Below are 14,620 nucleotides of genomic sequence, written 5' to 3'. Positions count from 1 at the left end.
GACCAAGACGGAATGCCTGCTTTCACACATAAGGCTTGTCGCAGAGTTCGCCAGTGCGGGAAACAAAAAACCCGGCCAGAGCAGACTGACCGGGTTCAATTTTAAAGGAAGCGGAGAGCTTAGCTGTCGAGGAAGCTTCTGAGCTTTCTGGAGCGGCTCGGGTGCTTCAGCTTGCGCAACGCCTTGGCTTCGATCTGACGAATACGTTCGCGCGTGACCGAGAACTGCTGGCCGACTTCTTCCAGCGTATGGTCCGTGTTCATGCCGATGCCGAAACGCATGCGCAGAACACGTTCTTCACGCGGCGTCAGCGAAGCCAGAACGCGGGTGGTCGTCTCGCGCAGGTTCGCCTGGATGGCGGCGTCGATGGGCAGCAGCGCGTTCTTGTCCTCGATGAAGTCACCGAGATGCGAATCCTCTTCGTCACCCACGGGGGTTTCGAGCGAGATCGGCTCCTTGGCGATCTTCAGAACCTTGCGCACCTTTTCAAGCGGCATGGCCAGCTTCTCGGCCAGCTCTTCCGGGGTCGGCTCGCGGCCGATCTCGTGCAGCATCTGGCGCGATGTACGGACGATCTTGTTGATCGTTTCGATCATGTGAACCGGAATACGGATCGTGCGGGCCTGGTCGGCGATCGAACGGGTGATCGCCTGCCTGATCCACCAGGTGGCATAGGTCGAGAACTTGTAACCACGGCGATATTCGAACTTGTCGACCGCCTTCATCAGGCCGATATTGCCTTCCTGAATGAGATCGAGGAACTGCAGACCACGGTTGGTATACTTCTTCGCAATCGAGATCACGAGACGCAGGTTGGCCTCGACCATCTCCTTCTTGGCGATACGCGCTTCGCGCTCGCCCTTCTGCACCATCGAAACGATGCGGCGGAATTCGGCGATGGAAATGCCGGTTTCCGTGGAGAGGTTCTGGATTTCCTGACGGATTTCCCGGATCGTGTTGCTTTCTTCGCGAGCGAATTCCTTCCAGCCGCGGGCGGCCAGATTGGCGATCGACTTCATCCAGTTCGGATCGAGTTCCGCACCGTGATACTGTTCGAGGAAGCTGTCGCGCTTGACGCCATAGGATTCGGCAAGGCGCAGCAGCCGGCCTTCATTCTGCATCAGGCGCTTGGAAATGTCGTAGAGCTGCTCGACGAGGCTGTCGATACGGTTCTGGTTCAGCGACAGCGACTTGACGGCCGTGATCAGCTGATCCTTCAGTTCCTTGTAACGGCGTTCCTGGCCGGAAGAGAGTGTGCCCGTGCAGGCGAGGCGCGCTTCCACCTGCTGATCCTGAAGCTTGCGCAGCTTCTTGTAGGTGTCAGCAATAGTGTCGAGCGTTTCCATGACCTGCGGGCGCAGTTCGGCTTCCATCGCGGCAAGCGAAAGATTGGACTCGTCGTCGTCCTCTTCTTCCTCTTCCGGCGGCAGGCCATCACCACCAACGTCAGTCACGTCTTCGTCGCCGGTCGGCGCACGCAGCTTGCGGGTCTTTTCCTTCTCTTCGGCGGCCTTGCGGTCAGCCTCGATCTTTTCCGGGCTCTGGAACTGGGGGGCCGCCTTGGCTTCCGGACCGGAATAGGTCGTCTCGAGATCGATGATCTCGCGCAGCAGCGTCGTGCCTTCGTTGAGTTCGTCGCGCCAGATGATCAGCGCCTGGAACGTCAGCGGGCTTTCGCACAGGCCCGAAATCATCGTTTCGCGGCCGGCCTCGATGCGCTTGGCGATGGCGATTTCGCCTTCGCGCGACAGGAGCTCGACGGAACCCATTTCGCGCAGATACATGCGCACCGGGTCATCGGTACGGTCGGTCGGTTCTTTCTTCTTGGCGGTCGCAAGCGCGGTGCCGCTGGAAGGGGCGAGTTCGCCACCCTCGGAATCGTCACCGTCGGAATCGCTGTCGTCGTCGCTGCTGGCGGCTTCTTCTGCGTCCTCGTCCTCGATCACATTGATGCCCATGTCGGACAGCATCGCCATCGTGTCTTCGATCTGCTCGGAAGTCACCTCTTCGGACGGCAGGACGGAATTCAGCTCGTCCATTGTCACATAGCCGCGCTTCTTGGCGGCCTTGATCATTTTCTTGACCGCGTCATCCGAAAGGTCGAGAAGCGGGCCGTCCGTCGCACCGTCGCGTTCGTTTTCTGCTTCTTCGTTTTCTTTGACTTTGGTTGCCATCTATCTCGTCGCTTTCCCTGACGCTAACACCTGTTCCGCCGCATCGCCGTCCGCCCCTTGAGCATCCAGCGGTTTGCCGCGAATCACTGTCAGACACCTAACGGAGTGATCTTTAATTGCCGATTAACCACGGCAGCCTCAGGCAGAATGCAAAGACAGTGCACCCGGAAATGCTTGCTCATGCAATTTCTATCCGCCAAGGCTCATTCCACCTTACTTTTCCTGAAATGGTGATTCCCGCTATTTCCCGCCCCGTCAAGCCTTTGAGAGCGAGACAGCCACGGAAATTCTCAAAAAAGGCCGCATTTTGCGGTTATCACCAGACTATCCCCTATTTAGGACGCTTGCCGCAAAAGGCAACCCCACACGTCTTTCAATTCTTGGCCAGCCCTCTCAGCCATGGCCGAAGGCAGGCCCCTTCACCCGGCCGGACATGACACCGAAACCGTCGATGATCGCTTCCTGATTTTCCATGCGGCCGATTTCAAGCTGCACTTCGGCCAGCGCCCGCACCAGAAGCGTGCCGCGCTCATCATCCGTCGCCTCGGCTATTTCCCGTTCCAGTTCACGTTTCTGCCAGAGCAGCGATTTCGTCCTCTTATGCAGCGAAAGCGCCTGCACATACCCCTCACGCGCATCCTCCATCGCCGCCTGTTCGGTCGCGGTCCACAGGCGGGCATTGCGCACCTGCTGGTCCATGACCTTCAAAAGCGCCTCGAAACCCTGCTGCGACAGACGCTCGATCAGCCCGGCCCGCGATACCTCCGCCGCACTTTCCGCGGCAAAGGTCAGCACCGTCGACCACAAGCGTTGCAGATCACGGTTCTCGTAATCGATGGCGGCGATCTCGTCATATTCCTCGAGCAGCAATTCGGGATGGTTGACGATGGTAATGGCAAGAACGCTTTCACGCAGCGAAGGCTTGGTCTGATAGCCCCGGACAAGGCCGGACTGCGCCAGGCGGTCGGAAATGCTGCTGGCGGGCGCGGCCATGGCCCCACCCCGCCCCGGCGCATTACGCTGGAAACCGCGTCCCGCGCCCTGACCGCCCTCGCGGCGAAAATTCCCGCCCTGCGAGCCGCCCGACTGGAAACGCGGCTGGAAAAATCCGTTCAGCCTGTCGCGCATATCCTGCTGGTAAAAACGGCGCACGGTCTCGTCGCCGATCACGGCCACAATCTGCCGCAGCCGGCTTTCAAGCTGCGCGCGCTTTTCCGGTGTGTCGAATGTGACGCCGGCCGTCTCGCGGCTCCAGATCATCGCCGCCAGCGGCTTGGCTTCCGAAAGCACCCGGTCGAAAGGCGCACGCCCTTCCAGCCGCACGAGATCGTCCGGGTCCTTGCCATCGGGCAGAAGCGCGAAGCTGACGGAACGGTCCGGTTTGATATGCGGCAGGGCAAGATCAGCCGCACGGTTGGCGGCGCGAATGCCGGCGCCATCACCATCGAAGCAGAGGATCGGCTGCGGCGACATTTTCCAGAGGAGATCGAGCTGGCTTTCGGTCAGTGCCGTGCCGAGCGGCGCGACCGCATTTTCGACACCCGCCTGATAAAGCGCGATGACATCCATATAACCTTCAACCGCGATGACCGAACCGCCAGCCGCCTGCGAAGCGCGGCGGGCCCGGGCGAAATTATAAAGAACATTGCCCTTGTGGAAGAGTTCGGTCTCATTGGAATTCAGATATTTCGCCACGGCATCCGCCGCCATGGCGCGGCCGCCGAAGGCGATCACCTTTTCCCGCGAGGACAGGATCGGGAACATGATGCGATCGCGAAACCGGTCATAGGAGACCGGCACGTTTTCGTGCACCACCAGCCCGCAGGCTTCCATCTGTTCCTTGGACACGCCCTTGCTCGCCAGATGCTCCTTCAGCGCATTGCGGCTATCCGGCGCATAACCCAGCCGGAAAGTCTCGATGGTGCGCCCGGTCAGCCCGCGATCGCGCAGGTAAGCCCGCGCCCGCGCACCAAGCGCCGTCTGCAACTGATCCTGAAAGAACAGCGTCGCCATTTCCATGACGTCCTGAAGCGAAGTGCGTTCACGTTCGCGCTTCTCCGCCTGCGGATCGGGCTGCGGCATGGAAATGCCGGCCATATCAGCGACCTGTTGCACGGCTTCAGGAAAACTCAGGCCCTCAAGCTCCGTCAGAAACCGGAAATGATCGCCGGAAACACCACAACCGAAGCAATGATACCGGCCCTTGCGATCCTCGCAGTGGAAGCTCGGGCTTTTTTCACCGTGGAACGGGCAGCAGGCCCAATAGTCTCCCCGCGACGTGTTGGTCTTCTTCTTGTCCCAGGACACACGTCGGCCGATCACATCAGAGATGTGCACGCGGTCGCGTATCTCATCGAGGAAAGAATTGGAAAAGCGCATGGGTTACCCGTTCGAGGCCAGTCTTTCATATAAGCGCAGAAAGGCGTGAGCACCAACCCAAAGAAAGACAATACCCGATATTCACAGGTCACAGAGATGAAAACCGATGCCGCCATTGCGCCGGCTTCCGGCGAATTTATGGCAGTGCAACATCACCAAAAATTATGTTTTTGTAATTTGAGCCGCACGCGTCAGCGATATAAAAATGTAACCACAGAAAGCGCGATGAATATTCGCTAAATCTGCCGACACCCGCAGGCACGTCCCCCCCGAAAAGCCTGTGACGGACCGCATTCTGATCCGCTGGAATGCGCTTTCGTCGGCAGAAAAAAGGCAGGGCAGCCCACATCTGCCCTGCCTTTACTTTTTGCCGGATGCTTGAACTTACTTCAGCAAATCCTTGACGACACCCGAGGCCTTCGCAAAGTCGATCTGGCCGGGATAACGCTCTTTCAGCGCATTCATGCACTTGCCCATGTCGCGCAGGCCGGAGGCACCGGTCTCGGTGATGACGGCCTGGCAGAGTTCGCGCACTTTTTCGGCCGGGATTTCTTCCGGCATGAATTCCTTGATGATGACGATTTCCTCGCGCTCCTGAGCGGCAAGCTCGGGACGGCCGGCACCTTCATAAATGGTGGCGGACTCTTCCCGCTGCTTCACCATCTTGGTCAGAATCTGCATGATATCCTCATCGCTGACGGGGTCCTTGCCCACGCCGCGATTGGCGATATCGCGATCCTTGATAGCGGTCTGGATGAGACGCACGGTCGAGGTGCGGCGTGCATCACGAGCCTTCAGCGCATCTTTCAAAGTATTAGCGAACACGTCGCGCAGCATTTTTCTTCTCCTTGGGAAAGCCCATTCCGCAGCTTCCTGATCGGCAAACTTTCCGCCTTATTTTTCGCAACGACATAAACGAGCAAACACGCTCAAGCAAATCAATTGCATAAGCCCTTGAATCTACGACAGCTTAAATCCGCGTAAATCTTGGGCCTGCGGTTGACCGCTTGGGCTGCTTTCGTTATTTTCCGGCACCTGCACGAGATTTTAACGAAGGGTCGGAACGCGAGCTTTATCGCGCGCCCCTTTATGTCACGAAGCCTGCGACAAAAATGGCCCCTTACCCCCTGCCTTTCAAGAGGCGGGGTGCGAAGCGGCAGAAACGGAACGAGATGACCGAGACAGCGCCCTGGACTACCCGCAAACCGACCGCAATGCTTGTTCTTGCCGATGGCACCGTCATTGAAGGCACAGGCATCGGCGCAACCGGCAAGGTTCAGGCCGAAGTCTGCTTCAACACGGCGCTGACGGGTTACGAGGAAATCCTGACGGACCCTTCCTATCTCGGCCAGATCGTCACCTTCACCTTCCCGCATATCGGCAATGTCGGCACCAACGAGGAAGACATTGAAGACCTGACACCCGCCGCCCGCCGCGGCGCCGTCGGCGTCATCTTCAAGGCTGACATCACCGATCCGTCGAACTTCCGCGCCGCCAAGCATCTCGATGCCTGGCTGAAGGCGCGCGGCGTCATCGGCCTTTGCGGCATCGACACCCGCGCGCTGACGGCCTGGATCCGCGAAAACGGTGCGCCGAATGCGGTCATCGCCCATGATCCGAACGGCGTCTTCGACATCGAAGCGCTGAAGGCGGAAGCGAAAGCCTGGAGCGGCCTCGTCGGCCTCGATCTCGCCATCGAAGCGACTTCCGGCCAGTCCTCCACCTGGACGGAAACACCGTGGGTGTGGAACAAGGGTTACGGCACGCTCGGCGAAGCCGATGCGAAGTACCACGTCGTCTGCGTCGATTTCGGCGTCAAGCGCAACATTCTGCGCCTCTTTGCCGGTCTCGACTGCAAGGTGACGGTGGTTCCGGCCCAGACTTCTGCTGAAGACATTCTGGCGCTGAAGCCGGATGGCGTCTTCCTCTCCAACGGTCCGGGAGACCCGGCCGCAACGGGCGAATATGCCGTACCGGTCATCCAGAACCTCATCAAGAGCGAGCTGCCGATCTTCGGCATCTGCCTCGGTCACCAGATGCTCGGTCTTGCCGTTGGCGCAAAGACCGAGAAGATGCATCAGGGCCATCACGGCGCCAACCACCCGGTCAAGGACTTCACGACCGGCAAGGTGGAAATCGTCTCGATGAACCACGGCTTTGCGGTCGACACCAAGTCGCTGCCCGAAGGCGTCGAAGAGACCCACATCTCGCTGTTCGATGGCACCAATTGCGGCCTGCGCATCGTCGGTAAGCCGGTCTTCTCCGTCCAGCACCACCCGGAAGCATCGCCCGGCCCGCAGGACAGCCACTATCTCTTCCGCCGCTTCGTCAACCTGCTGCGTGAAAAGAAGGGTGAGGCAGCGCTCGCCGAGCGCTGATACCTTTTAAATCCGGAAGTTACATGCGGCCCGCTTCTCAGCGGGCCGTTTGCATTTCACGCTTCACCAAGAGCACGAAGCGGATGGTGAGAAGAACGGCGGCCGTCGAAAGGCCGATAACAAAGCCGAACCAGACGCCGCGCCCGCCAAAGCCCAGCGGGAAAGCCATGGTCCAGGCGAGCGCCAGCCCGATCGGCCAATAGGAGATCAGCGCCAGCATCGCCGGGATGCGTGCATCCTTCAATCCGCGCAGCAGGCCCGCCGTCACGGCCTGAATACCGTCCACCAGCTGGAAAATGCCGGCGATCACCACGAGACTGCTGGCATAGGCAAGCACTTCCGCAGCTTCAGGCAACTTCGGATCGAGGAACCATTTCGCCAGAAATTCCGGTACCGCCGCAAACAGGATACCGCCGCAAATGGCGATGCCGCAGGCGATAGCGTAAATCATGATCGAGGCGCGGACGAGATTTTTAAAATCCCCCTGCCCGCGTGCCACGCCCACGCGAACCGTCGCCGCCTGGGAGAGACCAAGAGGAATCATGAAGGCGATGGAGGCAAGCTGCAGGGCAATACCGTGGGCGGCAAGCTGCACCGTGCCGATCTGCCCCATCAGGATCGAAGCGGCGGCAAACAGCGTCACTTCGGCAAGAATGGTGATGCTGATCGGCAGGCCGAGACGCAGCACCTCGAAGAGCGCATGCCAGTCAGGTCGCCAGAAACGCACGAACAGCTCGTATTTCCTGGTTTCCTCGCGCGTCTGCACATAAGCGACGATGAAGATGAAGCTGAAAGCATTGACGATGACGGCAACGACGGCAGCACCGTTCATGCCCATAACCGGCAGGCCGAAATGGCCGAACACCAGCGCATAAGCCAGTATCCCGTTCATCACCAGCATGATGATGGTGACATAAAGAATGATGCCCGCCCGCCCGATGGCGCTGACAAGCCCGCGCAGCACATAAAACAGCAGCGCCGGCAAAAGGCCGAACTTGGCGATGGCGAGATAGTGGCCGGTGAGTGCCGCCACATTGGGATTCTGTCCAAGGGCAATCAGAATGCGCTCGGCATTCATGAAGATCGGCAGCGCCAGCAGCCAATAGGCAATCGCCACCCACATGCCCATGCGCAGCGAGCGGCGCGCAGATGTTGCATCGCCCTGCCCATAGGCCTGTGCCACCATCGGCACGACGGCGACCGAAAATCCCGAGCCGAAAATGAAGACGACGAAGAAGAACTGCCCGGCCAGCACCATGGCCGCAAGCTTTTCAGCACCCAACTGGCCGACAATGACCATATCCGTGGTGTGGATGCCAAGCTGTGCGAGCTGTGCGCCGATAAGTGGAATTCCCAGCACAAGCGTAGCCTTGAAATGCGAAAACCACGACCCCGATCCGGAAGGAACGGTTCCTGCAACAACCGACGAAGACATTGTAATTCACCTGAACCTTGGCCGTTGCCCGCGAATTGCGCAACGGCAGCACGGTGATGAATAAAATATTCCCCTCCCGCACGCAACCTTTGCAGAGAAATGATCAAAATTTACGCAGGATGATAGTGGGCTCCGGTTCAATGCAAACGGCATGTCATTATAAAATCTTTTGTAGCCAGATGCGATGAAGCGGTTGGCCGCCGTTTTCGCCACGCACCCGTGCAAACTCCTCATAACCCAGCTTGGCGTAGAAGTCCGGAGCCTGACTTGAGAGGGTATCGACACAGGCAATTTTAGCACCTCTCCTACGGCCTTCATCCTCCGCCGCAAACATTAGCCTTCGCCCCTCGCCGGACCGGCGGTGCGCTTCTGCAACCCATAGATTGTTGATAAAGAGGACTGCAAACGAAACCGACGCGGTGACACCGCCACCAAAGACTTCATCGTCCATGCCGAGGACAATGGCAAAGTTTTCTCGATGAACGGCGCAGGCCTCATTGCTGCGCGCAATACCCAGTGAAATCCACTGAGCTACATAGTCGGGGATCGGTTCCAGTATTTCAAGCATGCAGCATCTCCCGCGTCGTGCGGAAGACACAATACGGCCTGGATGGTGACCCCAACATGACGGTCAAGCGACGACACCGATTCCGACTTATCTCCCATCGCGTTAGGACAGATTTAGTCGAACTTTACCATTTCTCTTTATTAATTAGAGCATTGAATAGTTCTTTTAAATCATAAGCTGCATGATGCAGAATATTCCCGCCTTTGAGGCATGTTTTCCCCACCATTGTCAAAGATGACCTGAAGGGTACATCCGGCTCAAAGGATCTATAGCTTGTCCAAGAAAACCAATCTCATGACCCGCATCCTGTTTGCGGCGTCATCACTTGTCGTCGCCGCCTTTGCGGGCTTTTCTTTCTACATTGACAGTCTCCAGCACCGGGTCACGACGGAAGCGGTGGCGGAAAACATCGATTCTTCCGGCAAGCAGGCCGCGCAAAGCATCGCCAACTGGCTGAATGGCCGCATCATGCTGACCGAAACGGTGGCAAAGACGCTGGCCAAACTTCCGGATGACGAAGCGAAACTGCACTTTCTGGAAAACGATGTCCTGACGGCGCAGTTCATGTCGACCTATTTCGGCAATGCCGAAACCGGCACTTTCACCACCTTCCCGAAAACGCCGCTGCCGGAAGGCTATGATCCGCGCAAGCGCCCGTGGTATCTGGATGCGGTAAAAGCCGGCAAGACGGTTCTGACGGAACCCTACAATGATGCATCGACCGGCGGCCTCATCATCACCGCCGCCATTCCCGTCTCCATCGATGGCAAGCTCGCCGGCGTGACGGGCAGCGATTTTTCGCTGGATTCGCTGGTGAAGATGATCAAGTCGGTGGATGCCGGCACGGACGGATATGCCTTTCTCGTCAGCAAGGACGGCAAGATCCTCATTCATCCCGATCCGAAATTCGTCGACAAGCCGCTGGCCGATCTCTTCCAGGTCAACACACCTGCGATTTCCTCGGCGATTTCGCAGACCGAAATCGATGGCAAGGGCAAGATCACCAGCTTCATTCCGGTCGCCGGCCTGCCTTCGGTCGACTGGTATCTCGGTTTCGTCGTCGATTCCGACGTCGCCTACAGCGCGATCGGCCAGTTCCGGCTGGCGGCAACCATCGCCACCGTTCTAGCCGCCGCGATCATGATCGGCCTGCTTGCGACCGTGCTCTCCCGTTTCATCGTCCGCCCGGTCACGCAGATGACCTCGGCCATGGAAGGGCTTGCGTCCGGCAATCTCGATGTCGCCATTCCCGGCCAGGAACGCACCGACCAGATCGGCTCGATGGCCGCGGCGGTTGCCGTGTTCCGATCGAACGCCATGGAGCGCCTGCGGCTTGAAGGCGATGCCGAAGAAAACCGCACGCTTTCCGAACAGGAACGCAACCAGCGCGAAAGGCTGGCGGCAAAGGACGCTGCGGACATCCAGTTCGCTGTCGATTCGCTGGCCAGGGGGCTGGCGCATCTCTCGGATGGCGATCTCAACTATCGCATCGACACGCCTTTCGTGGCCCGCATCGACCGCCTGCGCGACGATTTCAACAATTCCGTCGCCAAGCTGAATGCCGCCCTCAGCACCGTCGGCCAGAATGCACGCGCCATCGATGCCGGCGCCGGAGAAATCCGCCAGTCCGCCGACGATCTGGCGCGGCGCACCGAGCAACAGGCGGCCTCCGTGGAAGAGACCGCGGCGGCGCTCGAGGAAATCACCACGACGGTGAAAGATTCCGCCCGCCGTGCCGAAGAGGTCGGTCGTCTGGTCGATCGCGCCCGTAGCAATGCCGAACAGTCCGGCGTCATCGTCGAGGACGCCGTGCGCGCCATGGAAGGCATCGAAAAATCGTCGTCGGAGATCAGCAACATCATCGGCGTCATCGACGAGATCGCCTTCCAGACCAACCTGCTGGCGCTGAATGCCGGTGTGGAAGCCGCCCGCGCCGGTGAGGCCGGCAAGGGCTTTGCCGTCGTCGCCCAGGAAGTGCGCGAACTTGCCCAGCGCTCGGCCAATGCGGCGAAGGAAATCAAGACACTGATTAATGCCTCGACATCGCAGGTGCAGTCCGGCGTCGATCTCGTCGGCAATGCCGGCAAGGCGCTGGAAACCATCGTCCGCGAAGTGCAGGAGATCAACCGCCATATCGACGCCATCGTGACCTCGTCGCGCGAACAGTCGACCGGGCTTCAGGAAATCAACACCGCCATCAACACCATCGATCAGGGCACGCAGCAGAATGCCGCCATGGTCGAAGAACAGACGGCGGCAAGCCACGGGCTCGCCTCGGAAGCGGCGGCGCTCAATGAGCTGCTCGCACAGTTCCAGCTTGCATCAGCCACACGGCGGCAGGCGGAATATGGGCGGGCTGCTTAAAGGGAAAGAACGACATTGGCCGGATCGCTATGGCAACCAGATCACGGCCAACCGCCATCTACTCTCGACGTCATCCTCGGGCTTGTCCCGGGGATCCAACCACCTCTCATTCAACGGATACGTTGCAGATGCTCGGGACAAGCTAGAGCATGACGGAGGGGAGGTTGCAACCTCCCTCATGGCCGGAGCAATCCGGCCATTTTTCTTGTCCAATCCCTGCGATCGAAAAAGCCTGTTCCCGCCATCGTGCCAATCCGCTAGAGCTTGATCGATCATGATCATGCGGAGGGATTCATGCTGGAACTGATTTGGCGCGGCATTGCCATGGGCATTGGCGGCACCGTCTTTATGGATATTTGGGCAATCATACTGCACCGGTTTTTCGGCCAGTCCGCACCGAACTGGGCGCCGGTCGGCCGCTGGTTCTGGCATGTACCGAAGGGCCGGATATTCCACGACAGCATCGCCACAGCTGAACCTTATGAATACGAACTGGCGCTCGGCTGGATTTCGCACTACGCCGTCGGCATTCTTTACGGCGTCATTCTTGCATTGGTCGTTCCGGCCACGTGGTTTGCCAATCCGTCCTTCATCGCGCCGTGGATCGTCGGCATCGTCACGGTCGGTGCAGGCTGGTTCCTGCTACAGCCGGGGCTGGGCATCGGCTGGGCGGCGTCGAAAACGCCAAACCCCACAAAGGTCCGCTTTCTCAACCTTGTGGCCCATACGGTTTTCGCCCTCGGCATGTATGCCGTGGCGCTTTTGATGCGCTAAATGAAAAGGGGGCTGAAAAGCCCCCTCTCCTGTCCAATCCTCAGATATTCGCCGAGAAAGTGTCGCAATCTTCGACACGGCCGCTCTGGAAACCGCGCTTGAACCATTCCATGCGCTGTGCGGAGGTGCCGTGGTTGAAACTGTCCGGCACCACATAGCCCTGCGTCTGCTTCTGCAGCGTGTCGTCGCCAATCTGATGGGCGGCGTTCAGCGCCTCCTCAAGGTCGCCGGTTTCGAGAATGCCCTTCTGCTCGGTGAACTTGCCCCAGATACCGGCATAACAATCGGCCTGAAGCTCGACGCGCACCGACATCTTGTTCGCATCCGTCTGGCTCATGGACTGGCGGCGGCGGTTGAACTCCGGCAGGACGCCGGTGAGGTTCTGGATATGGTGGCCCACCTCATGCGCAATCACGTAAGCCTGCGCAAAATCGCCGGCGGCGCCGAAACGCTTGTCCAGTTCGTTGAAGAAACTGGTGTCGAGATAGACCTTGCGGTCACCCGGGCAATAAAACGGGCCACTGGCGGCGGAAGCATAACCGCAAGCCGAAGACACCTGACCGGAGAACAGAACCAGTGTCGGTTTCTGATAGGTCTCACCGGCAGACTGGAAGATGCCGCTCCATGTATCTTCCGTCTCGGCCAGCACGGTGCGTACGAAAGCCGTCGTCTCGTCCGATGATTGGCCTTGCGGACGCGTGCCCGCCTGCTGGCCACCGGATTGCTGCGTCGTGCCGCCGCCATCCAGAGAAATATCGCCGCCCGAAAGCAGCGTCAGCGGGTTGATGCCAAGCACCCAGCTTATCAGCAGGATGACCACAATGCCGCCAATGCCGATGCCGCCACCGCGACGCCCGATCGGCACCCGCATGCCCCCACGGGAAAAAGGATCGCTACCGCCTGGCCCCGATCCCGCCGACATGCCGCGCCGGTCCTCGATATTGTCCGACTGGCGGCGCCCTCTCCATTCCATGCTCTTCTCCCGGCGATACCGCCTTAACAAGCTGCCTTATAACGGCACTATAATACATCTTGTTCCGGAAGAAAGCAGAGGGGAAGAGCCGAAGCTTTCACGCGGTCCTGCGTCTCTGTCTCAATACGGTCAGAAACAGGAAGGCAAAAAGGAGAATACCGGCGGAAAAGACCGCAAAACCGGCTTCGCCGTCGCCGAAAGCAACCGCATGCATGATTCGCCCCGGAACGAAGGTGAAGCCGCCGGCAATCACGATGCCGCCGAGATAAACGCTCTGCATGATGCGCATATGACGTCTGATATCGCCGCGGCGCGCGAAATAGACCGATTGCAGACAGCCATATATGCTGAAAATCGACAAAAGATGGATCGGGCTGAAGACGTAAAACATCCGCAGCTCATGGATGAAGAAGGTTGAAACGGACGTCGCAACCATCAGCACCACCCAGATCTTGCCCAGCAGACGGTGGATGGCGGTGCCCTTGGGGCGCAGAAAAATGAAGGCACCGAGAATGGCGGCGGGCACGACGGTGGCGACATGGAACTGCACGGCAAGCGGTGCATCTAACAAAGGCTGAAATGACATGGGCGCTGTTTCGGCTCGGTTGAAATCACCGGCAATTTCGGCAAAACATGCGGACAAGAAAAACGGATTGGCGCCAACCGCAGGAAAACTTCGTGGATCACCCGTATCTGCAATCCACGCTTCGTGAAATGCACGCCATCCTGCAATCGCGGCGGCTATGGCTGACATTTCTCGCCATATTGGCGATCTTCATCCTGACCGGACCTTTCGGCACCAGCGAGACCATGAGCTTCGCCGATCGGCTGCTCTACTGGACGATCGTGCAGGTAGGCGCCTGGATGCTCGCCATTTCCTTTTCAATCATCGCCAATACACTCCTTGCAGGCCACATCAGCCACCTGCTGACGCGCATGATGATCGGCTCGCTGACGGCGGCGCTGCCGATCGGGCTGCTGCTCACCATCACCAATCTAATCTTCTACGGCAGGGAGATGGGTTTCACGCCGTTTCTGAAGAGCAGCCTCTCATCCCTGCCCCTCTGCGCGATCTTTTGCCTGTTGAGTTACCTCACGACCCGCCAGTCCTTCGAAAAAGTGGCCGACGCTGAAACGGGCACGAATGCAAATGCCGATTGGGACGTGAAAGGCAGCATCCCCTTGCTGGAGCGGCTGCCGCCGCAAAAGCGCGGAGAATTGCTGCGGCTATCGGTGCAGGATCATTATACGCACATCGTCACCACGCGCGGGCAGCAACTCGTTCTGCTGCGCTTTTCCGATGCGCTGAAAGAAATCGGCCAGACGGCGGGTTTGCAGGTGCACCGGTCGCACTGGATCGCCGATGCCGACGTCGTCTCCCTGCGCAAACAGGCCGGCCGTCTGCATGTCATCACCAGAGACGGATCGGAAATCCCCGTCAGCCGCTCCTATAGTGCAGTGGTACAGGCTCGTTTTGCCGCCCTTGTCCCTGCCCGTTAAGAGTTTCTGTCGATTCCGGAATTTATGGGGTTCCGTTCTCAAAAACATTTGCCTATAAGCCGCTTCTAGCCTGAA

At 58.9% G+C, this 14,620-nt stretch carries 12 protein-coding genes; 5 read left to right on the top strand and 7 right to left on the bottom strand.

Annotation, left to right across the window (positions count from 1 at the left end; translation table 11 throughout):
- Positions 1-119: 119 nt before the first annotated feature.
- Both rpoD and dnaG read right to left on the bottom strand, forming a co-directional pair.
- Complete coding sequence (rpoD, locus tag O3S81_RS01965; protein ID WP_269340580.1) at positions 120-2,174, bottom strand: RNA polymerase sigma factor RpoD; 2,055 nt, start codon at positions 2,172-2,174, stop codon at positions 120-122.
- A gap of 393 nt (positions 2,175-2,567) precedes the next feature.
- Positions 2,568-4,553, bottom strand: a complete 1,986-nt coding sequence (dnaG, locus tag O3S81_RS01960) for a DNA primase (protein ID WP_269340579.1) — start codon at positions 4,551-4,553, stop codon at positions 2,568-2,570.
- A 45-nt stretch (positions 4,554-4,598) separates the two neighbouring features.
- Between dnaG and O3S81_RS01955 the strand changes: the two genes are divergently transcribed.
- On the top strand, positions 4,599-4,793 hold the full coding sequence (locus O3S81_RS01955; RefSeq protein WP_269340578.1) for a hypothetical protein: 195 nt from the start codon (positions 4,599-4,601) through the stop codon (positions 4,791-4,793).
- A 144-nt stretch (positions 4,794-4,937) separates the two neighbouring features.
- On the opposite strand, the gene O3S81_RS01950 is transcribed toward O3S81_RS01955, so the two are convergent.
- Positions 4,938-5,390, bottom strand: coding sequence for a GatB/YqeY domain-containing protein (locus O3S81_RS01950; RefSeq protein ID WP_004430448.1), 453 nt, complete (start codon positions 5,388-5,390; stop codon positions 4,938-4,940).
- A 335-nt stretch (positions 5,391-5,725) separates the two neighbouring features.
- On the opposite strand from O3S81_RS01950, the gene carA reads away from it, so the two are divergent.
- Entirely contained in the window at positions 5,726-6,931 is a 1,206-nt protein-coding gene (gene carA / locus O3S81_RS01945; RefSeq protein ID WP_269340577.1) for a glutamine-hydrolyzing carbamoyl-phosphate synthase small subunit, read from the top strand.
- A 37-nt stretch (positions 6,932-6,968) separates the two neighbouring features.
- Here carA and O3S81_RS01940 read toward each other — a convergent pair whose 3' ends face one another.
- On the bottom strand, positions 6,969-8,366 hold the full coding sequence (locus O3S81_RS01940; protein ID WP_269340576.1) for an MATE family efflux transporter: 1,398 nt from the start codon (positions 8,364-8,366) through the stop codon (positions 6,969-6,971).
- Between the two features lie 157 nt (positions 8,367-8,523).
- Entirely contained in the window at positions 8,524-8,934 is a 411-nt protein-coding gene (locus O3S81_RS01935) for a GNAT family N-acetyltransferase (protein ID WP_269340575.1), read from the bottom strand.
- A 273-nt stretch (positions 8,935-9,207) separates the two neighbouring features.
- On the opposite strand from O3S81_RS01935, the gene mcpU reads away from it, so the two are divergent.
- Positions 9,208-11,298 carry a methyl-accepting chemotaxis protein McpU gene (gene mcpU, locus O3S81_RS01930; protein WP_269340574.1) on the top strand — a complete coding sequence of 697 codons (2,091 nt, stop codon included), beginning with the start codon at positions 9,208-9,210 and terminating at the stop codon, positions 11,296-11,298.
- A 294-nt stretch (positions 11,299-11,592) separates the two neighbouring features.
- The gene (locus tag O3S81_RS01925; protein WP_269340573.1) at positions 11,593-12,072 is read left to right on the top strand and encodes a DUF2938 domain-containing protein; all 480 of its coding nucleotides are present in this window, start codon (positions 11,593-11,595) and stop codon (positions 12,070-12,072) included.
- Between the two features lie 40 nt (positions 12,073-12,112).
- Here the strand turns inward: O3S81_RS01925 and ypfJ are convergent, their stop codons facing one another.
- Together ypfJ and O3S81_RS01915 are read right to left on the bottom strand one after the other, a co-directional pair.
- A complete protein-coding gene (gene ypfJ / locus O3S81_RS01920; protein ID WP_269340572.1) occupies positions 12,113-13,045 on the bottom strand; it encodes a KPN_02809 family neutral zinc metallopeptidase in 933 nt (310 codons plus the stop codon).
- A 97-nt stretch (positions 13,046-13,142) separates the two neighbouring features.
- The gene (locus tag O3S81_RS01915) at positions 13,143-13,631 is read right to left on the bottom strand and encodes a DUF2306 domain-containing protein (RefSeq protein WP_269340571.1); all 489 of its coding nucleotides are present in this window, start codon (positions 13,629-13,631) and stop codon (positions 13,143-13,145) included.
- Positions 13,632-13,678: 47 nt separating this feature from the next.
- Here O3S81_RS01915 and O3S81_RS01910 point away from each other — a divergent pair, with 47 nt between their 5' ends.
- A complete protein-coding gene (locus O3S81_RS01910; protein WP_269340570.1) occupies positions 13,679-14,545 on the top strand; it encodes a LytR/AlgR family response regulator transcription factor in 867 nt (288 codons plus the stop codon).
- The last annotated feature ends 75 nt before the right edge of the window (positions 14,546-14,620 follow it).

The sequence above is a fragment of the Agrobacterium sp. SOY23 genome (genome assembly GCF_027212525.1).
Classification (GTDB): Bacteria; Pseudomonadota; Alphaproteobacteria; order Rhizobiales; family Rhizobiaceae; genus Agrobacterium; species Agrobacterium tumefaciens_I.
This window is presented reverse-complemented; position numbering and strand designations above follow the sequence as displayed.

Bases quoted from the DNA above. Each gene is read 5' to 3' on its own strand.
- rpoD (WP_269340580.1), bottom strand. From the start codon at position 2,174: ATGGCAACCAAAGTCAAAGAAAACGAAGAAGCAGAAAACGAACGCGAC.
- dnaG (WP_269340579.1), bottom strand. From the start codon at position 4,553: ATGCGCTTTTCCAATTCTTTCCTCGATGAGATACGCGACCGCGTGCAC.
- O3S81_RS01950 (WP_004430448.1), bottom strand. From the start codon at position 5,390: ATGCTGCGCGACGTGTTCGCTAATACTTTGAAAGATGCGCTGAAGGCT.
- carA (WP_269340577.1), top strand. From the start codon at position 5,726: ATGACCGAGACAGCGCCCTGGACTACCCGCAAACCGACCGCAATGCTT.
- O3S81_RS01940 (WP_269340576.1), bottom strand. From the start codon at position 8,366: ATGTCTTCGTCGGTTGTTGCAGGAACCGTTCCTTCCGGATCGGGGTCG.
- O3S81_RS01935 (WP_269340575.1), bottom strand. From the start codon at position 8,934: ATGCTTGAAATACTGGAACCGATCCCCGACTATGTAGCTCAGTGGATT.
- O3S81_RS01925 (WP_269340573.1), top strand. From the start codon at position 11,593: ATGCTGGAACTGATTTGGCGCGGCATTGCCATGGGCATTGGCGGCACC.
- ypfJ (WP_269340572.1), bottom strand. From the start codon at position 13,045: ATGGAATGGAGAGGGCGCCGCCAGTCGGACAATATCGAGGACCGGCGC.
- O3S81_RS01915 (WP_269340571.1), bottom strand. From the start codon at position 13,631: ATGTCATTTCAGCCTTTGTTAGATGCACCGCTTGCCGTGCAGTTCCAT.
- O3S81_RS01910 (WP_269340570.1), top strand. From the start codon at position 13,679: ATGCGGACAAGAAAAACGGATTGGCGCCAACCGCAGGAAAACTTCGTG.